The organism is Nocardiopsis sp. NPDC007018, assembly GCF_040635075.1.
Lineage (GTDB): Bacteria > Actinomycetota > Actinomycetes > Streptosporangiales > Streptosporangiaceae > Nocardiopsis.
In genome coordinates, this window is record NZ_JBEYHA010000010.1 from 133,354 (window position 1) to 154,033 (window position 20,680).

Genomic DNA, 20,680 nt, shown 5'->3' on the forward strand with positions numbered 1-20,680 from the left:
GGGGAACCCCGAACCACCTCGATATCGGGCCCCGTCCTCGTACACTCCGCGCGCGGGAACGCCGACCGGGGAGGGCGTGCGGCCTCCATGGCGGAGGTCGGTCAGCCACGAGCGAAAGCGGAACCTGGCCAACACTCCTGTGCGTCCGGGCCCGGCCAGATAGTGTAAGACGACACATCCGCTTCTTTCGGGTGGTATTCCGCGACGGTAGCGTGACGGGATGTCACCAGGGGTGCGCGTGCGACACGTGTACCCCCGTGTCCCGTGCGTCCGGTTCGCGCGGGGCCGTTCGCCGTGGGCCGTGTGCGGCCGGTGGCCGAGAAGACGTGCGGGATTGAGGAGGGGTTCATGCCCGAGGCGGTCACGGAACTGGCCGACGACCAGCTCGACGAGATCCTGAGTGCCCTGTACCGGATGCGTGACGGCGACTTCAGTGTCCGGCTCCGGTCGCGCGGCAGCGGCAAGCTCCGTGAGATCTCCTCGGTGTTCAACGAGGTGGTCGACCACAGCGAACAGCTCAGCACCGAACTCCAGCGGGTCGGCGACGTGGTACGCGACGAGGGCCGGCTCAACGAGCGGGTCAACGTGCACCCGGCACGGGGCGCGTGGGGCAACAGCGCCCGGGCCCTCAACGTCCTCCTGGACGAGGTCGCCGAGCCCGTCACCGACGTCGCCCGGGTCCTCGACTCCGTCGCCGAGGGCGAACTCAACCGCCGGGCCTCCACGGAGGGCCGCAGGGGCGAGCTCAAGGGCGACATCCTCCGCCTGGCCAACACCGTGAACCGGATGGCCGACCAGATGAGCGGCTTCACCGAGGAGGTCACCAGGGTGGCCCGCGAGGTGGGCACCGAGGGCAAGCTCGGCGGCAGCGCCCGGGTCGAGGGTGTCTCCGGTGCCTGGCGCGAGGTGACCGAGTCGGTCAACCAGATGGCGTCCCGCCTCACCCTCCAGGTCCGCGACATCTCCACCGTCACCACCGCCGTCGCTCGGGGCGATCTCAGCAAGAAGATCACCATCGACGTCCAGGGCGAGATGCTGGAGCTCAAGGACACCTTCAACACGATGGTGGACCAGCTCTCCACGTTCGCGGACGAGGTCACGCGGGTGGCCCGCGAGGTGGGCACGGAGGGCAAGCTGGGCGGCCGCGCCAACGTCCGCGGGGTCCAGGGCATCTGGAAGAACCTCACGGACAACGTGAACTCCATGGCGGACAACCTGACCAACCAGGTCCGCGACATCTCCAAGGTGACGACGGCGGTGGCCCGGGGCGACCTCACCCGCAAGGTGGAGGTGGACGTCCAGGGCGAGATGTTGGCGCTGAAGAACACCGTGAACACCATGGTCGACCAGCTCGACTCCCTGGCCGACGAGGTCACCAGGGTGGCCCGCGAGGTCGGTACCGAGGGCAAGCTCGGCGGGCGCGCGAACGTCAAGGGCGTGTCGGGCATCTGGAAGGACCTGACCGACAACGTCAACTCGATGGCCAACAGCCTCACCTACCAGGTCCGCAACATCTCGCAGGTGACGACGGCGGTCGCCAAGGGCGACCTGAGCAAGAAGATCACGGTCGACGCCCAGGGCGAGATGCTCGACATGAAGGACACCATCAACAAGATGGTGGACCAGCTGTCGACCTTCGCGGACGAGGTCACCAGGGTGGCCCGCGAGGTGGGCACCGAGGGCAAGCTGGCCGGGCAGGCGCACGTGCGCGACGTGTCCGGGGTCTGGAAGGACCTCACGGACAACGTGAACTCCATGGCCAACAACCTGACCTACCAGGTGCGGCAGATCTCCATGGTCACGCGGGCGGTGGCGGCGGGCGACCTCACCAAGAAGGTCACCGTCAACGCCAAGGGCGAGATGCTGGAGCTCAAGGACACCATCAACGTGATGGTGAACCAGTTGTCCGCGTTCGCCGACGAGGTGACGCGGGTGGCCCGTGAGGTGGGCACCGAAGGCAAGCTGGGCGGGCGCGCGAGCGTGCGCGGCGTCTCCGGCATCTGGAACGACCTCACCGAGAACGTCAACTCGATGTCGCACAACCTCACCACGCAGGTGCGCAACATCTCCGAGGTCACGACCGCCGTCGCCGCCGGTGACCTCACCAAGAAGATCGACGTCAACGCCCAGGGCGAGATCCTGGAGGTGAAGACGACGGTGAACACGATGGTCGACCAGCTGTCCGCCTTCGCCACCGAGGTCACCCGGGTCGCGCACGAGGTGGGCAGCCAGGGCCAGCTGGGCGGCCAGGCCAAGGTCGAGGGCGTCACCGGCACGTGGAAGCAGCTCACCGACAGCGTGAACGGTCTGGCGGGCAACCTCACCACGCAAGTGCGCGCGATCGCCGAGGTCGCCAACGCCGTCGCCAAGGGCGACCTGACCCGCAACATCCAGGTCGACACCCGCGGTGAGATGGAACAGCTCAAGGACAACATCAACCTGATGGTGTCCAACCTGCGCGAGACCACCGCCGACCAGGCCGACGCCGACTGGCTCAAGTCGAACCTGGCCCGCATCTCCGGCCACATCCAGGGCCACCGCGACCTCAACGAGCTGGCCCGCCTCATCATGACCGAGGTGACGCCGCTGATCGAGGCTCAGCACGGCGCCTGCTACCTGCCCGAGGACCAGGACAACGAGGGCGTCTTCCGCCTCTACGCCGGGTTCGGTTTCGACCCGCCCGAGGGCCGCCAGCGCATCCGCAAGGGTGTGGGGCTGGCCGGGGAGGCCCTCTCCCAACAGGTCGAACAGCAGGTCTCGAACATCCCGCCGGGCTACGTGACGGTCGAGTCCGGCCTGGGCGGCGCGCAGCCGCGCCACCTGTACATCCTCCCGATCGTCACGGAGGGGCGTTCGCTCGGCGTCATCGAGTTCGCGTCCTACGACGAGTTCCGGGAGATCCACAAGAACTTCCTCCGCCAGCTGGTGGCCCTGCTCGGCACCACCATCAACACCATCCTGGCCAACAACCGCACCGAGCACCTGCTCGAACAGTCCCAGCAGCTCACCAGCCAGCTGCGCGAGCGCTCCAACGAACTCCAGCGCCAGCAGGAGGAACTGCGCGGTAAGAACGCCGAGCTGCGGCAGAAGGCCACCCAGCTGGCCAACCAGAACCGCGCGATCGAACTCCAGAACCAGCAGATCCAGCGTTCGCGCAACGCTCTGGAGGAGCGCGCCCACCAGCTCCAGGTCTCGTCCAAGTACAAGTCCGAGTTCCTGGCCAACATGTCGCACGAGCTGCGCACACCGCTGAACAGCCTGCTGATCCTGGCCCGCCTGCTCGCCGACAACGCCGAACAGAACCTGTCCGCGAAGCAGGTGGAGTTCGCGCAGACCATCCACAAGGCCGGCAGCGACCTCCTGCTCCTCATCGACGAGATCCTCGACCTGTCCAAGGTGGAGGCCGGCCGCGCCGAGGTGCAGCCCAGCGAGGTGTCCATCGCCCAGCTGGTCGACTACGTGGAGGCCACGTTCCGGCCGGTCACCGGCGAACAGGGGCTGGCGTTCGCCGTGGACGTCTCACCGGACATCCCCGGCACCCTGTGGACCGACGAACAGCGCCTCCAGCAGATCCTGCGCAACCTGCTCTCCAACGCGGTGAAGTTCACGCCGCAGGGCGAGGTGCGGCTGCTGATCGAGCCCGCCTGGGCCCTGGAGGACACCGACCTCGACATGTTCGTGGAGAACGAGGAGGTCATCGCGTTCACCGTCGCCGACACCGGGATCGGGATCGCCGAGGACAAGCTCCAGGTGATCTTCGAGGCCTTCCACCAGGGCGATGGCGGTACCTCCCGCCGCTTCGGAGGCACGGGCCTGGGGCTGTCCATCAGCCGGAACTTCGCCCGTCTGCTCGGCGGCGAGATCCGGGTGCAGAGCGTCGCCAACCAGGGCTCGACCTTCACCCTGCTGCTCCCGGTGCGCCTGCCCGAGGACGCCGGGGAGAGCGCCGACGAGATCACCACCCTGGAGCCGGTGCCCGCCCTCGAGCCCAGCCGGATCGAGTACGACTCGCTCACCGACCTGTCCGACGACGACCTCGACCTCCCGGACGAGGACTTCGACGCGGTCGTGGCGGCGCTGACCGACTCCGGGACGACCGAGGAACCCCTGCCGATGGTGCAGGTGCTCAAGGCGCCCGAACCCTCCGAGGCGGAGGCGTCCGAGAACGCCCAGGAGGCCGTGGAGGCTCGGACCGACCCCGAACGGCGCGCCGTGCTGGCCGGTCAGCGGGTGCTGATCGTCGACGACGACGTGCGCAACGTGTTCGCCCTGACCAGCGCCCTGGAGGCCCAGGGGCTGGAGGTCCTCTACGCTGACAACGGTCACACCGGTATCGAGAAGCTGGAGGCCAACGAGGACATCTCCCTCGTCCTGATGGACGTGATGATGCCCGAGCTGGACGGCAACCAGACCACCCAGCGCATCCGCGAGATGCCGCAGTTCGAGGACCTGCCGATCATCTCCCTCACGGCCAAGGCCATGCAGGGGGACCGGGAGCGCAGCCTCGCGGCCGGTGCCACCGACTACGTCACCAAACCGGTCGACCTGGACCACCTCCTGGACGTGATGCGCCGGTGGCTCACCGCGGGCCCGGAGGAGACCAGGGCGGGCGCCGCGGGCGACGACCTCGGGGCCGGTGCGTCCGACGCCTCCGCGTCCGGGCACAATGGCGCGACGGACACCAGCGACACCAGGGATAACCACGACGCGAACGGGGACACTGGCAGCAGTAGCACCCCGAACGAAGACTCGGAGTAGCCAGCAGTGACTCAGAAGGCCAACATCCTTCTCGTCGACGACCGGGACGAGAACCTCATCGCTTTGGAGGCGGCCCTCACCTCCCTCGACCAGAGGCTGGTCAGGGCCAACTCCGGTGAGGAGGCGCTGAAGCACCTTCTGGGAACCGACTTCGCGGTCATCCTGCTCGACGTGATCATGCCCGGCATGGACGGGTACGAGACCGCCGCGCACATCAAGCAGCGCGAGAAGACCAAGGACGTGCCGATCATCTTCCTGACCGCCCAGGAGGTCGACCGGCACCAGGTTTTCCGCGGCTACTCGTCGCGTGCGGTGGACTTCCTCATCAAGCCGTTCGACCCGTGGGTGCTGCGCTCCAAGGTCGAGGTGTTCGTGGAACTGCACCAGCTCAAGGCGCAGATGCGCGAACAGGCCCGGTCGCTGCAACGGGTCCTCAACCAGGAGACCGGGGAGCCCGGCAAGGTCCTGGCCGAACAGCTCGCGCAGCGCTCCCGCCAGGTGCAGACCGACCTCGCCGCCCTACGCGAGCACGTCGTCGACCGCTACCAGGAGATCGACCAGCCGCTGGTCGACGCCGTACGCCGGGTCGACCGCTCCGCCTCGCGACTGTCCACGCTGGTTGACACGTTGCACGGGCCCGACGAGTAGAGCGGGGATCGAGGGAGGGGCGCCGGGGACCGGGAGACCCGGCGCGGCGCCCCGACGCGCACGGCCCGGGCGCGGGGGACCGCACCGCCGGGCCCGCTCCGGCCACGGAACGCGGCCGGAACCGCGTCACTGGGGCCGCGGCGGCAGCGCCAGCCCGATGTGTTCGCCGATCTCCTCGATGAGGCCGAGGTCGGCGAGCCGGAAACTGGCCCGGTTGCTGCGGCGGATGAGGGTCAGGGCCCCCCGTACGCCCCGGCTGCCCCTGAGCGGCACGGACAGGAGCGAACCCGCCCCCAGGGCGGCCAGGATCGGCGCGCCGCCCTCCGCGCGGCCCAGGACGGTCTCGTCCTCGATCAGGGGGAACAACAGCGACTGTCCCCGGCCCAGGACCTCGCCGGGGATGTCCGAGTCGCCGGGGACGAGCGCGGCGACCTCCTCCCGCTGGCCCTCCGGGGCGTCGGCCGGGCCCACCACGGCCGCTCGGCGGGCCGCGCGGGGTCCCTCGGGCAGGTCGCAGACGTCGATGACCACCCAGTCCGCGTACGAGTCGGCCAGCAGGTCGGCGGCGTCGGTCAGGGCCAGGTCACGGGTCGGGGTGGTCCCGCGCAGCAGGAGCCGGGTCATCCGCGTGAGCACGTCCAGCCGCCGGGCGGCCAGCACCACCACCTGGTTCTCCACCTCGGACTCCAGCGGGGCCGGACCCTCCTCCTCGGAGCCGCTCATCGGCGGGGACATCGCCACCAGCACCAGCGGCTGCGCCTCGGTGGGCAGTTCCAGACGGGTGAGGGTCAGGTGCACGTCCTCCGCCCATCCGCGCAGGGCCAGCCGCGACTCCAGGTGCGCCGGTCCGTCCCCGCGCAGCACGGCGGCCAGCCACGACTGCATGGCGGCCCGTTTGCGCAGGTCCACGAAGTGGCTGAAGGGTTTGCCCGTGAGGTACCCGGGCGCGCTGCCCAGCTGGGTGGCTCCGGCGCCGTTGATCCGGCGGACGTAACCCTCGTGGTCGAGCAGGACCACGGGCACGCTGAGCTCGTTGAACACGGCGCGCAGCAGGACGCGGTCGCCGTCCTCCGCGGGCCTTCGGGGCTCGGGCGGCCCACTGTGCGCCCGGGCCAGCTCGGTCCCGGCGGAGCCCAGCAGCCGTTCGGCGTACTCCAGTTCGGCGAGGGCGGCCTCGGCCGTGCCCTGGGCGTCGTCCGGGAACATGGCGTGCGTGTTGCGCAGGGCCACGATGCGTTCGCTCAGAGCAGCGATCTCGCGTTGCAGTTCGGCGAGGTTCTCCGACACGCTCACGGTCTCCCGGTCGTCTTCGAGGGCGTCCCGCCGGCACCCGCAGCGGACGGGCCCGGCGCCGTCGACCCCCGTCCGTCCGGTCGGGGCTCCCCCGAAGGCTACCTTTGGTGGGGGACCCGGGAATCGTCGGTGGAGGTGCGGACTGTGTGGATCGAACACCTCGCCCGTGACATCGCCGCGTTGGGGCAGGAGGAGCACACCAGCCTGCAACGGGCCCTGGACCAGATGAGCCGGGCCGCCGCCCTGGGGGTCCCCGGGTGCTCGGCGGCGCTGGTGGTGGTCTGGCGCGAGGTCGTGGGACGTGACGGCTCGCTACGGCACGTGGTCGCCGACTACGGCGCCTCGCACTCCGACCTCTCCGAGGCCCTGGAACACCAGTACACGACCGACCAGGGCCCCACCGTGGAGGCCGTCCGGGAGATGCGCCAGGTCCGGGTCGCGGACGTGCTGCGGGAGAACCGTTGGCCCCGGTACACGAGCATGGCGGTCCAGTGCGGCGACCGCTCCTCCGTCACCCAGCCCAGCAAGCTCTCGGGGGAGGGCGACGGCGACGAGGACCGCATCCTGACGTTCGGGGTGCACTCCGGCCGCGCCGACGCCTTCGACGAGGAGGTCGTCACCCAGCTCACCGCGCTGCTCGCCGAGCACGCCGCCATGGCCCTGAACACCGCGGACCGTCAGGCGGACGCCGCGCGGGAGTCCGCGCACATGCGCCGGGCGATGTCCGCGCGCACCGTCATCGACCAGGCCAAGGGCATCATCATGCACGCCCGCGGTTGCGACGCCGACACCGCCTTCGCCGCCCTGCGGGAGGTGGCGCAGCGTAACCGGAAGAAGGTCGTGGACGTCGCCCGCGACCTGGTCGCGGAGAACACCGGCCCGCAGAGGTCGCGCCGCCCGAGGCCGGGAGGGCGCTGAGACACCCGGTTCGCCGACGTGTCGAAGTCGCTCCGAGTCCAGAGCGTGACAGTGAGCCGTCATGATGAGGGTTCGGGGCCGTCGCGGTACGCGGTGGCGGTCGGTCCGCCCGGGGGAGCGTCGAGCCCTCCACGGTGCATGCGAACGACAAGGAGAACCGAGCGTGACGTCAGACGTCTCGATCCGCCGCGAGGATGGCGTCGTCATCGTGACACCCGTCGGGGAGATGGACGCGGTCACCTCGCCCGCGCTCGCGGAGGCCCTGGACGAGGTGCTGTCCGCACCGCTGCCCGTCGGGGTGGTGGTCGACCTGGCCAAGGTCGGGTTCTGCGACTCCCGGTGCATCGGGGTCCTCGTCGCGGCCTTCCGCCAGGCCCGCGACCTCGGCCTGGGGCTCGTGGTCACCGAACCCCAGCAGCAGGTGAACCGGTTGTTCGTGATAGCGGGCATCGACCAGGTCATCCCCATCGACGCGAGCACCGACAACGCCGTGGAGACGCTCAGGGGGTGAGTCCGGCCTCCCTGCCGCGCTCGGCCCGGCCCTCGCCCGACGCCGCTCCGCGTGCGCCGTCGAGGAAGTGCAGCCGGGTCAGCGATCCCTCACCGCTTCCGCAGATCTCCAGGTAGTCGCAGGTCTGCCGGGTGATCCACAGCCCGTAGCCGCGCGAGCGGAGCGTGTCCGCCGGACGGTACCCGGCGAGCGGGTCGCGCAGGTCGCCGTGCTCGTCGAAGACGTCGCACACCCACCGGTCCGGCGCCCGCCACAGGTGGACACTGCCCTTGCCCGCCCCGTGTTCGAGCACGTTCGCCGCGAGTTCGTTCACCGCGACGACTATGTTGTCCACCCGGGCCGGAGGCAGGCCGACCGCACCGGCCAGCGCCGTGAGCTCTTCGCGCAGCCGGGGCAGCGACTGACCGATCTCCAGCCGGTGCACCGGCCCCCGTAGCGGGAGGGGCTCGGGTGAGAGGGGACGCCGTCCGAACGCCGAGGTCCCCAGGTAGGCGGGGTTGGGGCGCGGACCGGCCTCGTCCACGAGCGTCGGGTGCGTGGCCCGGACGGCGGCGCGCACCCCCGGGCCGAGCGGCCGCTCGTCGTGCACGCACAGCATGCGCAGGCGTGTCGGGGCCAGCGCGGTGCCCAGTACCGACTCCAACCGGTGCCACTCGCGCAGCTCCATCGCCGGACCGTGGACGAACGGCGCCAGAGGCGGTTCGGCCACCACGCTCACCGGCCCCGGCCCGTGCAGCAGGGTCAGCCGGTGCAGGGCGGCCAGAGTGCGCCCAGGGGCCTCGTAGAGGTCGTCCCTGCCGACGACGTCCACCCTGGCGCGCTCGTGCCGGTCCAGCCCGTCCAGGAGCGGGAGGGGGTCGGTGACGGCGAGCACGACGTGGGCGTCGTCGCGAACGGCGGACCGCAGCCGCTCCAACGCCACGTCGTGGAACCGTCTCTCACGGCGGAACAGGAGGCCCTGGTGTTCGAACGTCATCGGTGTGAGCGGACCGTTCAGTTGGGGGAACCGGACAGGAGGAGGTCCGCCTCATCCTCCTGGATCTCGTCCCGCGCCGCCAGCTGCGGGCGGGAGCGCTCGTAGGCCAGCTCGGTCTCGATCGCGATGCGCTGCCAGGTGAACCGCGACCGGGCGCGGTCCATGGCGGCGATCCCGTAGGCCGTGCTCATGGTCGGGGTGTTGAGGACGGCGCGCACCGAGCGGGCGACCTCGTCGGGGCGGCCGAACCGCATCAGGACACCGCTGGTGCGGTGCAGGACCGCGCCGGGGACGGCGCCGGTGGCCGTGGCCACCACGGGCAGCCCGCAGGACATGGCCTCCAGGACCGCACCGCCATAGGGGTCGTAGGACGCGGCCGACACGTACACGTCGGCCGAACGCAGCAGGCGGGGCAGCTCCTTGCGCTCCACGGGGCCGGTGAGGTGCACGCGGTCGTCCACCCCCAGCTCCTTGGCGAGCAGCTCGATCCCGCGGGCGTTCTCGTCCAGGGCCACCTCCTGGTCCTCGGCCGTGGAGACCAGCACCAGCTCGGCCTCGGGCAGGCGGACCATCGCCTCCACGAGCCGCTCGGCACCGCCGGCCCGGGTCAGGGAGGTCACCGAGATCAGCCGCGCGCGCTCCTCACGGCGAGCCTGCCACGGTTCGCCCGAGGCGCTTCCCTCGACGCTGAAGTGGTCGGGGTCGACGCCGAACGGGACGACGCTCACGTGGTGCCGGGGCACGCGCAGGCGGGCCAGCTCGCCCTGCTGGTCGGTCGAGTTGACCAGCACGTGGTCGGCGCGCGCGGCGAGGATCGTCTCCATACGGGCGCGGTCGGGCCGGTGAGCCAGCCCGGAACGCTGCTCGCTGGCGTTGAGGGAGTGGAAGGTCTGGACGATCGGGGTGCCGCTCTGGTCCTTCTCGCTGTGCGCCTGGGCGTGTAGGGCGGCCAGGCCGCTGGTCCAGCCGATGGCGTGCAGGACGTCGGGGACGTCCTCGTCCAGGACGGCCGCGAGCGCGGTGCCGAAGGCCCCGGTGTGCTCGGAGTGCTCGTCCTCGGAGAGCGGGCGGGCGGGCCCGGCGTCGAGGTAGGCGACGGAGACGCCGCGCGCCATCCGGGTACGGCCGTCGGGCTGGTCGGGGTCGCTGCGGCGGACGTAGACGGTCACCCGGTGCCCGCGCTTGGCGAGCTGACGGGACAGGGCACACACGTGCAGGCTCGCGGGGCAGGCCGGTTCGCCCCGGTGGGCGGGGAGGGGATTGGCGTGTTCGGCGACCATGGCGATCTTCACTGGGCTTTGGACTCCTTGGACACTGTCGTGGTGTCCGTCGTGGATGGGCCCGGGGTGACTCCGGAGCGGGGAGTCGGAATCTCCCCGGGCGTGACTGTGCGCGGTCGTCCGGCGCCGACGGCGGGCGGGCGCCGGGCCGCCCGGGTGGGGCGGCGGGACGGGGGATGGGGTGGGGAGGCCCTCAGGGCGACGCGCGCCCGGGGACGGGGCCGGGTGGAGGGGGACGGCGGGCAGCACGGGGCGCCGCGCGCACACGGTGCGAACGGGCGGTGGAGACCGGAGAGGAGAGGAGAAGGGAAGGACGCACGAGGACCACACCAAACGACCGTCGAAAGGGAGTTCGAGCCACCGGGGCACCTGAGGGCATCAGGGACCGCCCGGGGCGGGTCGTGTGTGTCTGCGTCTTAGACACCCAACGCGACCATTCTGCCAGACGGTCGCGAAGCCGACAACGCGGCGTCGGCGATCGGGTGGCCCGGAGGGACGTGTCGGGTGTCATCGGCGGCCGGAGCGGCGCCCGGTGGCCGCCGGGCGGGGGCAGGCCGAGCCCGTGCGGTGCCTCTGGTCTGCGGGTTGTCCGAACCTGCCGGTGGACTCTGTCGGAGGGCCCCCGGCACCGCTACTGTCAGACCGGAACCGAACGACGGCACCACACACGTCCCAGGATCAACCGACGCCACACTTGTGGCGTCGAAAACCGGTGCGGGAACTGCATATCCGGGTGTTTTCCGCCATGATGTACGCGGATTTTGACCGACTCCGGCGGTGGCTCGGTACGGTTACAGAAATCCAGACGATGTACGGGACTCGACCAAGGTCCGGCGCCGGGCGCCGGACAACCGGCCACGGCCGATGAAACGGGAGGAAGGGCGTATGGGTGTCGCTGGTGGGGAAGTCATTGTCACGGCCCTCACGCACCGGGGCGCTATCCGCCCCGCCAACGAGGACTCCGTGGTCATGGGTGCTCTCACCGTCGCCAGCGCGAACATGACCTCCCCGGTCCGCTGCGTGCTGCCGGTGAGTGAACCGGTCATCCTCGCGGTCGCGGACGGGATCGGCGGCCAGGCCGCCGGAGAGATCGCCTCCGAGCACGCGGTGCACCGCATGGCCGAGATGGGGCCGCGACTCAACGGCCCGGAGGAGATCGCCCAGCTCCTCACCAACATCGACGAGGAGATCAAGGACCACGCGCTCCAGCACACCGAGTTCTCCGGGATGGGGACCACGGTCGCGGGCGTGCTGCTCAACAGCGACGGCAACTTCTGGTTCAACGTCGGGGACTCCCGCACCTACCGTCTGGAGGGGCGCCGCCTGAGGCAGCTCTCCGAGGACGACTCCCCGGCCCTTCCTCCCTCCGAGGACGGACGTCCCGTCACCACCAACTTCATCACCCAGTCCCTGGGCGGGAGCTCCGGCGGCTCGATGGTGCCCCACGTGGGGCGCGACGACGCCGCCGACCCCAGCGCCTGGCTCATGTGCAGCGACGGTCTGTCGGACCTGGTGCTGCCGGAGGAGATGGAGCGGATGATCGCCGAGGCGGGCAGCGACGAGGCCGCCGTGCACGCCCTCTGGCAGGCCGCCATGGAGGCGGGCGGCAAGGACAACATCAGCATCCTGTTGGCTCGCCGGAGGTAGACGGCTTCCGAACGGGGGAGGGGCCCGCACGCCGACGCGTGCGGGCCCCTCCCCCTCCCCCTCTCGCTGCCGCTACCGGCCGGAGCCCTCACCGGAGCCGGGACGGTTGCGCCCGCGCACGATCACCAGTACGACGGCGCCGATGGCGGCGACGGCCACGACGACCCCGGCCAGGACCAGCAGGGGGGAGGTCCCGCCCTGTTCGTCCGCGGCGGTGTCCTCCGCGGCGGTCGCGTCGGCGGTGTCCTCGGGGGCCTCCTCAGCGGCCTCGTCCTCGGTCCCGGCGGCCTCGTCCTCGGTCGGTTCCGGGGCGGCGGCCTCGACGGCCTCCTCGGAGAGCGAGAAGGCCAGACCCTCCTGGATGGGGTGACCGTCGGAGGAGACCACCCGGAACGAGATGCCGTAGTCGCCCGCCTCGGTGAGCGGTGCCAGGCCCACGGACACGTCGGTGCCGTCGAAGGTCAGCTCGCCCTCCTGTACCTCGGACCCGTCCGGGGCGGTGACGACGATGGCGCTGCCGCTCCCGCCCGCCATCGGCGCGTTGTTGAAGGTCAGGGTGACCTCCTCGGGGGCGGCGTCGAGGGTGGCGCCGTCCTCGGGGTCGGAGGCGATGAGCACGTCGTGGGCGAAGGCGGGCGCGGGGGCCAGCAGGAGCGCGGCGGCGAAGGGGGCGAGCAGGGCGGCGGTACGGATTCTTCTCATGACTCTCTCTCAGGCCGTTCGGGTGCGGTTCGCGCCCGGCGGGCACGGGTCGGGGACCGGTGCTCGTCCGGGGTTCTTCTGTGGGACCGCCTCGACCCCCCGAACGCGAGTTACGGGAGGGTCGGGCGGAACGCGGGCGAACCGGGAGGCCCGCGTGGGCCGTGCGTCGACGGCTCTGGTGAGGAGGGTCCGAGCGCCGGGGGCGCGAAGGGCGCGGCCCCGCCCTTCTCGGTGACGAGGTCGGGCAGGCGGGCGGGGAGCGGGAGGGCGCGGGCGACGGTTCCGGCGAGGAACCAGAGCGCCGACTCCCCGTGGGCCAGGAGCGCGGAGGCGAGCAGGGCCGCCCACAGGTGGGCGAACAGCATCCCCGGTGCGAGGCCGAGGGCGGCGGACGCGTGCCCGGCGTGCTCGACCGGGGCGATACCCGGGCCCGCCAGCTGGAGGATCAGGTGCAGGGCGACCTGTGCGAGGGCCATGACGGTGAAGATGTCACCGAAGCCCCGCATGATCCGGGTGAACCGCCACAGGAGGCCGAGCAGGAAGGCCGTGGCCAGGAGGAAGCCCCCGACCCCGGCCCCGTGGTCGGCCGAGAGGTTGTGTCCGACCCAGGCAATGCCCGTGCACGCACCGGCGAGGAGCGCCGTGCGTGTGAGGCGGAGTGTGCCGTGAACGGGTCGCACCATAGTGAACCTAGGCCGTGCCTCGGGGGGCCGCAAGACCTCCGGACGTGAGAAGGCGCTCGGGGATCTCGGAAGGTACCCCCGAGGCAGAGGTGAGCCGCCGGACGCGATCCTTCACGTCCGGCGGCTCGGCCGTCTCCTAGCCCGCCGGGACCAGTTCGCGGCGCATGTAGCGACGCTGCTCGGGGGTGGTGCCACCCCAGACTCCGTGAGCCTCTCCGGCGCGCAGGGCCCACCGCAGGCATTCCGGGCGAACAGTACAGCTGCGGCAGACGTCCAGGGCCCGCTCCGTGTCGACGCGGCCGATCCCGGTGCTGCTCACCGGGAAGAAGATCTCGGGGTCGTACGATCGGCAGTTCCCCTGCTCGACCCAGTCCTCGCTGTCGTGGTACAGGCGGTTCACGGGTGCCTCCGATCCCTGGTCAGTGGTCCTCGCCGTGTTCCTACGGCGGGCGACGAAGTTCGAGTCCGCACTGCCGTCCCGAGGATGCCCGACCTGTCGAGGGCTGCGGCGAAGCGGTGCGACTAAGTGTAGTACTACATGAGGTCGTACTACACAGAGTCTGCTGGAAAGTCGCCGAATCTTCAAGGACGTCCGGCGGTGGCGCCGGTCTCCGTCGGCCGGTCGTTCCGGGTGGCGTGACGAGCGGGTGCGTCCGGAGGGGCCGGTTTGTCGTCCCGGGAACAAGGGAAATGCCTGCGTACGGGTGGTTCCGAGAGGCGGCACGCGTAACGTGTGACGTGCGGGGCGACACACTCCGGCGGATATGTCGCGAGCTTTCCCCCGAATTGATGTGACTTAACGCACGCTTAATATCCGGCCCCCAGGCTCTATGTTTGACCCTGACGGTTGCCGACCGCCCGCCCGCGAGTCACCTCTCACCTCGTGCGACACCGGTCCGCCCCGGGGGTCGAACCCCCTGATAGACGGGGCGTGGACGGGCGGGGCGCCCGCTACCCAGCGTCACGTGGGAGCCCTGTCGAAGGCGGTGTCACGCTGCTAAATAGACGAGCCATACCCGGGCCGAATCCTCCCAAACATCTGCGCGGAATCTCGCCGAAACTCCCTTGACCTTCTTTCGCTAAGTTCGATTGACGTGCCACATCAACGAACGAACCTCCAAGCACGCGACCGAACCGAAGGCGGGGCGATGAGCTCCCAGACGACGAGGGCCGCGGGCCGTGAGGACGTGCGCCTCTCGCACCCCTCCCCGGAGGACGGGCCGCACATGTGGCGGTTGGCCGCGGACACCGGGATGGACGTCAACTCCCCGTACGCCTACACGCTCTGGTGCCGCGACTTCGCCGCGACCAGCGTCGTGGCGCGGGACGCCGACGGCCGCATGGCGGCCTACGTCACCGGCTACGTCCGCCCCGACAGGCCGGACACGTACTTCCTCTGGCAGGTGGCCGTCGACCCCGCCTACCAGGGGCGGCGGCTCGCCCGCCGGATGCTCGACTTCATCGGCGAACGCCTCGCCGACCGGGGCCTGCGCTTCCTCGAAGCGACCGTCACCCCCGACAACGAGGCCTCCCGCGCCCTCTTCGCCTCGTTCGCGAGGAACCTGGACGCCGACGTGGCGTGGAGCCCGCTCTTCGGTGCGGAGCACTTCCCCTCGGACGGCGAAGGTCCCCACGACCCCGAGGACCTCGTACGCATCGGCCCCATCGGCCGACCCCACGACGCCGACGCCTGACCGTCCGCGCCGGATCGAACGCGATCCCCACCCGCCCCTCGTCCCAGCCCTGAGCCCACGCAGTTGGGGAAAGGAACCAAGGAACATCACCATGGAGACCTTCCAGCGCCTCGAGTCCGAAGTCCGCGGATACTGCCGGAACTGGCCTGTCGTCTTCGACAAGGCGGTCGGCAGCCACGTCCACGACGAGTCCGGCCGCCCCTACCTGGACTTCTTCGCCGGGGCCGGGTCACTCAACTACGGGCACAACAACCCCGAGCTGAAGACCTCGCTCATCGAGTACCTGACCGACGACCGGATCGTCCACAGCCTCGACGCCTACAGCGTGGCCAAACGCGAGTTCCTGAAAACCTTCGAGGAGATCGTCCTCCGACCCCGGAACCTGGACTACAAGGTCCAGTTCCCCGGCCCCGCGGGAAACAACGCGGTCGAGGCCGCGCTCAAGCTGGCCCGTAAGTACACCGGCCGCCAGACCATCATCAACTTCACCAACGGCTTCCACGGGATGACCCTCGGCGCCCTCGCCGTGACCGGGAACTCCATGAAGCGCGGTGGCGCCGGTGTACCCCTCGACCACGTCGCCACCATGCCGTTCGACAACTACCTCGACGGCCGGACCCCGGACTTCCTGTGGCTGCGCACCCTCCTGGAGGACAGCGGCAGCGGCCTGGACGCCCCGGCGGCCGTCATCGTCGAGGCCGTCCAGGGTGAGGGCGGCATCAACGTCGCCAGCGCCGAGTGGCTGCGCGGGCTCTCCGAGCTCTGCCAGGAGTACGGCATCCTGCTGATCCTGGACGACATCCAGATGGGCTGCGGCCGTACCGGCAGGTTCTTCAGCTTCGAAGAGGCCGGGATCACCCCGGACATCGTCACCCTCTCCAAGTCCATCAGCGGCTACGGCCTCCCGATGGCGCTCACGCTGTTCAAGCGCGAGCTGGACGTGTGGGAGCCGGGCGAGCACAACGGCACCTTCCGCGGCTTCAACCCGGCCATGGTCACCGGTACCGAGGCGCTGCGCCGTTTCTGGTCCGACGACTCCTTCGCCCAGGCCACCCTGGCCAAGGGCCGGCTGGTCGAGGCGCGTCTGGCCGAGATGGCCGAGGAGCACACCGAGTTCGGGGCCCACGTGCGCGGACGCGGCCTGGCCCGGGGCCTGGCCTTCGACGCCGAGGGCGGCATCGCCAAGAAGGTCGCCGCCGGGTGCTTCGACCGCGGTCTGCTCCTGGAGACCTCCGGCCCCGAGGACGAGGTCGCCAAGCTGCTCCCGCCGCTCACCACGACGGAGGAGGAGCTCACCGCCGGTCTGGACATCATGGCCGACGCCGTCCGCGAGGCGGTCAAGGTGCCGCAGACCGCCTAGGACGCGACACGCCGAAGCCGTTTCGGACCGGCGTGCCCACCGGATTGGGCGCGGGGCCGGACGGTACCTCTACCCGGGGTGCCGGTCGGCCCCGTACCGTGTACCACCAGCGCACAGAGCGCGCATCAGAGCGTGAAGGAGACACAAGTGATCGTTCGCAGTCTGGACGAGGTCAACGACACCGACGCCGACATCAAGACCGAGAACTGGCGCAGCCGTCGGATCGTCCTGGCCAAGGAGAAGGTCGGCTTCTCCTTCCACGAGACCGTCCTGTACGCGGGCACCGAGTCGACGTTCTGGTACGCCAACCACATCGAGCTCGTGCACTGCATCGAGGGCGAGGCCGAGCTGACCAACGAGGAGACCGGGGAGAAGCACATCATCACCCCGGGCACCCTCTACCTGCTCAACGGCCACGAGAAGCACACGGTCCGCCCCAAGACGGACTTCCGGGTCCTGTGTGTCTTCAACCCCCCGGTCACCGGCCGTGAGGTCCACGACGAGAACGGCGTCTACCCGCTCGTCGTCGAGGAGGAGGCCACCGCGTAGATCCCTACGCGTCGACCGCCGAGGGCGGGGTCCGGGAGGTTCGGACCCCGCCCTCCGTGTTACCGAAGGTAGGAATCCCTGGGTAAGGGGCATAAGTACCCATAGTCACGAACCACAGGTGGCCAGCTCGGAGGGGGCGTGTCGTCGGGTCACCCGACGAACGAAGACTCATAACCAGTGCATAACGGACCAAACGTGTTCAGTTACTGCTCGACGCGCCCGGGGAGGGAGACCCCGTACCAGCGCCGTCGTCCCGAGCACCCGGGCAATGGCCACGGCCGCGGCCGAAGCGCCGCGGCGAGCGCCCACACGAGGCGATCCAGCATTCGAACGCGTGAGGTCCCCGCCCCGTCATCGGGCGGTGGCCCCGCACCCGCGAGTTTTCGAGGAGCAGTCGTGAAGAATCAGGTACCAGCGCGTCGGCGGGGAACCTGGGGGCGTCGAGACGCGTTCCGCCTGGCCGGAGCAGGTGCGGCGGTGGCGGGCCTCGCGGCGTGCAGCCGGGTCGACAACAACGGGGGCGGCCGCAACGCCGAGGGGCAGAGCACCCTCGAACGTCTGCGCGAACAGGGGTTCGTCGAGGTCGCCCTGGCCAACGAGGTGCCCTTCGGTTTCGAGGACTCCGACGGCGAGGCCGCCGGGCAGTCCCCGGCGGTGGCCAAGGCCGTCTTCGAGGAGCTGGGCGTCCCCGAGATCCGGGCGGCGGCGACCTCCTGGGACGGACTCATCCCGGGCCTGCAGTCGAACCGCTACGACGTCATCGCGGCCGGTGTGTTCATCACGCCCGAACGCTGCCAGGAGGTCGCGTTCACCGAGCCGACCGCGACCTCGCCCGAGGCGTTCCTCGTGGAGAAGGACAACCCGAGGAACATCCAGCACTTCGAGGACTTCGTCGAGAACCCCGACCTCAAGCTGGCCGTGCTCAACGGTTCGGTCGAGCAGACCTACGCCGAGTACTTCGGGGTCCCGTCGGACCAGCTGGAAACCATCCAGGACCAGACCCGCGGCTTCGAGCTGCTCCAGAGCGGCCGCGTCCACGCCGTGTCCATGCTCGCGGTGTCGCACAAGTACCTGCTGATCGAGCGCGACCTGGAGGACGAGTACTCCGTCAGCGACCCCTTCTACCCCGAGATGAACGGCAAGGAGGAGAAGGGCTGGGGCGGGCTGTGCGTCCGCACCGAGGACGAGGAGCTCCTCTCGGAGATCAACCGCGTCGTCGCCGAGTTCACCGAGAGCGGCCGTCTGCTCGAACTCGGCGAGGAGTGGGGCTTCACCGAGGACGACCTGCCCGACGGGACCACCACCGCCGAGCTCTGTGGGGAGTGATCCCGCGTGGAGTTCCTGAACGAGTACGGCCCGCGCTTCGTTGACGGAGCGCTGCTCACGATCCAGCTCACGCTGGGCGGCATCGTCCTGGCCTTCGTCCTGGCGATGACCTTCGGTGTCCTGGGCACGGTGCGCAGCAGACTGGCCCGGGCGGTCGCCACGGTGTACGTGGAGGTCTTCCGCGGTGTCGCGGCGCTGGTCGTCATGTACTGGCTGATCTACGCCCTGCCCCGGCTGACCGGATTCCAGCTGGAGGACATGTTCGCGGCGATCCTGGCACTGGGCCTCAACCTCGGCGCCTACGGGGCCGAGGTGGTGCGCTCCTCGATCAACGCCGTACCCCGGGCGCAGATCGAGGCCACCATGGCGCTGAACCTGTCCTGGGCCCAGCGCACGCGCCTGGTGGTCCTGCCACAGGCGTGGGCGCAGATGCTGCCCACGTTCGGCAACCTGGTGGTCGAGCTCATGAAGGCCACCGCCGTGGTGTACCTGGTCGCGTTGCAGGACCTGACCTGGATCGCCGAGGACGTGCGCCGCCTCTCCGGTGAGACCATCGCGGCCTTCCTGGTGGCCTTCGCCCTCTACTACCTGATCGCCCAGGTCCTCATCTTCGGCGTGCGCCTGCTCGAACGGCGCGCCAACCGGAAGCTGGGACGGACCCCGCCGTCCGGCGGCGGTCTCCTCGGGCTCCTGCGGCCCCCGTCGGTCGGTACGAAGGTGGGGGTGGCCCAGTGATGGAGTTCCTGAACAACCTGTGGGACTTCGAGTACACCGGCGAGGTCCTGCCGGACCTGCTCAGCGGCCTGGTGGTCACCGTGCAGGCGACAGGCATTGGCTACGCCCTGGCGCTGACCCTCGGCCTGCTCATCGCGGTCGTGCGGCGGGTGCCGTTCTTCGGAGCCCTCCTGCACTTCCTGATGGAGTTCATCCGCACGACTCCGCTGGTGATCCAGCTGGTGTTCGTGTTCACGCTGGCTCCGCCGGACGTCTCGGCCTTCACCATCGGTGTGATCGTCCTCGGAATCCACTACGCCGCCTACACCGCCGAGGTGTACCGGTCCGGTATCGAGGGCGTGGCCAAGGGCCAGTGGGAGGCGTCGCGGGCGCTGAGCCTGCCGACCTCGCGCACCTGGACGGCGATCGTGCTGCCCCAGGCGATCCGCAGGGTGATCCCCGCGCTGGGCAACTACCTCATCGCGATGTTCAAGGACACACCGCTGCTCTTCGCCATCGGCGTGGTCGAGCTGCTCGCGATGGCGCAGCAGGTCGGCAGCAAGGACTTCCGCTACGTGGAGACCTTCACCATGGTCGGGTTCCTCTTCCTCCTGGTGAGTATCCCGTCCGCGATTGTGATTCGACGACTGGAGAAGCGATATGTCGCCGTCTGATACCCCCGAGAACGTGACCGAACAGGGTGTCGGGGGCGGCGCCGCCGACGGTCCGCTGATCGTGTTCGACCAGGTGGTGAAGCGCTTCGGCGACCTCACCGTCCTGGACCACCTCGACTTCGACGTGGCCGCCGGTGAGCGCGTCACGCTGATCGGGCCGAGCGGTTCGGGCAAGACCACCATCCTGCGTCTGCTCATGACGCTGGAGAAGGTCACCGAGGGGCACATCACCGTCGGCGGGGAGCCGTTCAGCCACATGCCCCGGGGCAAGGGCCTGGTCCCGGCCAACGAGTCGTACCTCCGACGGCGCCGTAAGAGCATCGGCATGGTGTTCCAGCAGTTCAACCTGTTCCCGAACATGACGGTGCGCAGGAACGTCATCGAGGCGCCGGTCCACGTCCTCGGGCTGGACAAGGACGAGGCGAACGCCCGGGCCGAGGAGCTGTTGGAGCTGGTGGGCCTGGGCGACAAGGTCGACGCCCACCCGACCCAGCTGTCCGGCGGCCAGCAGCAGCGCGTGGCGATCGCCCGCGCCCTCGCGATGCGGCCGGAGATCCTCCTGCTGGACGAGGTCACCTCCGCCCTGGACCCGGAGCTGGTGGCGGGCGTCCTGGACGTGTTGCGGGAGGTGGCCGAGACCACCGACATCACGATGCTGTGCGTGACCCACGAGATGGGTTTCGCGCGGGACGTGTCGCACCGGGTTCTGATGTTCGACCAGGGCCGGATCGCCGAGGAGGGGCACCCGGACCAGATCTTCGGCGACCCCCGCGAGGAGCGGACCAAGTCCTTCCTCAAGTCGGTGCTGGAGAGCGGCCACTAGGTCCGTCACCTCGGGCGTCGGGGGCGCGGCGGGCACCGCCTGCGGGTGCCCGAACCGGTGGTGGTACCGCCGCTGCGCCCGGTCAAGGGGCAGCTGCTGCGCGCCCGGGGGCCCGCCGGGGAGC

At 70.2% G+C, this 20,680-nt stretch carries 18 protein-coding genes; 12 read left to right on the plus strand and 6 right to left on the minus strand.

The genetic code is table 11. The features are described 5' to 3' along the window. The first annotated feature begins 348 nt into the window (after positions 1–348). On the plus strand, positions 349–4,758 hold the full coding sequence (locus ABZ635_RS08180) for a HAMP domain-containing protein (RefSeq protein ID WP_357760761.1): 4,410 nt from the start codon (positions 349–351) through the stop codon (positions 4,756–4,758). A gap of 6 nt (positions 4,759–4,764) precedes the next feature. Continuing rightward, positions 4,765–5,406 (plus strand): response regulator, encoded by a 642-nt coding sequence (locus tag ABZ635_RS08185; protein ID WP_357760764.1) that lies wholly within the window; start codon positions 4,765–4,767, stop codon positions 5,404–5,406. Between the two features lie 126 nt (positions 5,407–5,532). Here ABZ635_RS08185 and ABZ635_RS08190 read toward each other — a convergent pair whose 3' ends face one another. Further along, the gene (locus tag ABZ635_RS08190; RefSeq protein WP_357760767.1) at positions 5,533–6,693 is read right to left on the minus strand and encodes a PAS domain-containing protein; all 1,161 of its coding nucleotides are present in this window, start codon (positions 6,691–6,693) and stop codon (positions 5,533–5,535) included. Positions 6,694–6,843: 150 nt separating this feature from the next. On the opposite strand from ABZ635_RS08190, the gene ABZ635_RS08195 reads away from it, so the two are divergent. Then, positions 6,844–7,617: a GAF and ANTAR domain-containing protein gene (locus tag ABZ635_RS08195; protein WP_357760769.1), complete on the plus strand. Its 774-nt coding sequence runs from the start codon at positions 6,844–6,846 to the stop codon at positions 7,615–7,617. Positions 7,618–7,780: 163 nt separating this feature from the next. Further along, positions 7,781–8,128, plus strand: coding sequence for an STAS domain-containing protein (locus tag ABZ635_RS08200; RefSeq protein WP_357760772.1), 348 nt, complete (start codon positions 7,781–7,783; stop codon positions 8,126–8,128). Here ABZ635_RS08200 and ABZ635_RS08205 read toward each other — a convergent pair. Together ABZ635_RS08205 and ABZ635_RS08210 are read right to left on the minus strand one after the other, a co-directional pair. Continuing rightward, complete coding sequence (locus ABZ635_RS08205; RefSeq protein WP_357760775.1) at positions 8,118–9,104, minus strand: anti-sigma factor RsbA family regulatory protein; 987 nt, start codon at positions 9,102–9,104, stop codon at positions 8,118–8,120. The genes ABZ635_RS08200 and ABZ635_RS08205 overlap by 11 nt on opposite strands. Positions 9,105–9,121: 17 nt before the next feature. After that, on the minus strand, positions 9,122–10,396 hold the full coding sequence (locus ABZ635_RS08210) for a glycosyltransferase (RefSeq protein ID WP_357760778.1): 1,275 nt from the start codon (positions 10,394–10,396) through the stop codon (positions 9,122–9,124). Between the two features lie 873 nt (positions 10,397–11,269). On the opposite strand from ABZ635_RS08210, the gene ABZ635_RS08215 reads away from it, so the two are divergent. Next, positions 11,270–12,031 (plus strand): protein phosphatase 2C domain-containing protein, encoded by a 762-nt coding sequence (locus ABZ635_RS08215; RefSeq protein ID WP_357760781.1) that lies wholly within the window; start codon positions 11,270–11,272, stop codon positions 12,029–12,031. Positions 12,032–12,103: 72 nt separating this feature from the next. Here the strand turns inward: ABZ635_RS08215 and ABZ635_RS08220 are convergent, their stop codons facing one another. The 3 genes from ABZ635_RS08220 to ABZ635_RS08230 all read right to left on the minus strand — a co-directional run bounded on the left by ABZ635_RS08220 (position 12,104) and on the right by ABZ635_RS08230 (position 13,816). Beyond that, on the minus strand, positions 12,104–12,733 hold the full coding sequence (locus ABZ635_RS08220; protein ID WP_357760784.1) for a copper resistance CopC family protein: 630 nt from the start codon (positions 12,731–12,733) through the stop codon (positions 12,104–12,106). 110 nt (positions 12,734–12,843) lie between these two features. After that, positions 12,844–13,413, minus strand: coding sequence for a copper resistance protein (locus tag ABZ635_RS08225; protein WP_357760817.1), 570 nt, complete (start codon positions 13,411–13,413; stop codon positions 12,844–12,846). Positions 13,414–13,552: 139 nt separating this feature from the next. After that, positions 13,553–13,816, minus strand: coding sequence for a WhiB family transcriptional regulator (locus tag ABZ635_RS08230; protein WP_357760786.1), 264 nt, complete (start codon positions 13,814–13,816; stop codon positions 13,553–13,555). A gap of 748 nt (positions 13,817–14,564) precedes the next feature. Between ABZ635_RS08230 and ectA the strand changes: the two genes are divergently transcribed. The 7 genes from ectA (at position 14,565) to ehuA (ending at position 20,556) form a co-directional block, all read left to right on the plus strand. Then, a complete protein-coding gene (ectA, locus tag ABZ635_RS08235; RefSeq protein WP_357760789.1) occupies positions 14,565–15,110 on the plus strand; it encodes a diaminobutyrate acetyltransferase in 546 nt (181 codons plus the stop codon). A gap of 91 nt (positions 15,111–15,201) precedes the next feature. Then, positions 15,202–16,470: a diaminobutyrate--2-oxoglutarate transaminase gene (ectB, locus tag ABZ635_RS08240; protein ID WP_357760792.1), complete on the plus strand. Its 1,269-nt coding sequence runs from the start codon at positions 15,202–15,204 to the stop codon at positions 16,468–16,470. Positions 16,471–16,617: 147 nt separating this feature from the next. Then, entirely contained in the window at positions 16,618–17,019 is a 402-nt protein-coding gene (locus tag ABZ635_RS08245; protein WP_357760795.1) for an ectoine synthase, read from the plus strand. Between the two features lie 477 nt (positions 17,020–17,496). Next, positions 17,497–18,345, plus strand: coding sequence for an ectoine/hydroxyectoine ABC transporter substrate-binding protein EhuB (gene ehuB / locus ABZ635_RS08250; protein WP_357760820.1), 849 nt, complete (start codon positions 17,497–17,499; stop codon positions 18,343–18,345). A gap of 6 nt (positions 18,346–18,351) precedes the next feature. Beyond that, positions 18,352–19,080, plus strand: a complete 729-nt coding sequence (ehuC, locus tag ABZ635_RS08255) for an ectoine/hydroxyectoine ABC transporter permease subunit EhuC (protein ID WP_357760798.1) — start codon at positions 18,352–18,354, stop codon at positions 19,078–19,080. Beyond that, complete coding sequence (gene ehuD / locus ABZ635_RS08260; protein WP_357760801.1) at positions 19,080–19,733, plus strand: ectoine/hydroxyectoine ABC transporter permease subunit EhuD; 654 nt, start codon at positions 19,080–19,082, stop codon at positions 19,731–19,733. Before ehuC ends, ehuD begins: the two co-directional genes overlap by 1 nt. Continuing rightward, positions 19,720–20,556: an ectoine/hydroxyectoine ABC transporter ATP-binding protein EhuA gene (ehuA, locus tag ABZ635_RS08265; RefSeq protein ID WP_357760806.1), complete on the plus strand. Its 837-nt coding sequence runs from the start codon at positions 19,720–19,722 to the stop codon at positions 20,554–20,556. Before ehuD ends, ehuA begins: the two co-directional genes overlap by 14 nt. The last annotated feature ends 124 nt before the right edge of the window (positions 20,557–20,680 follow it).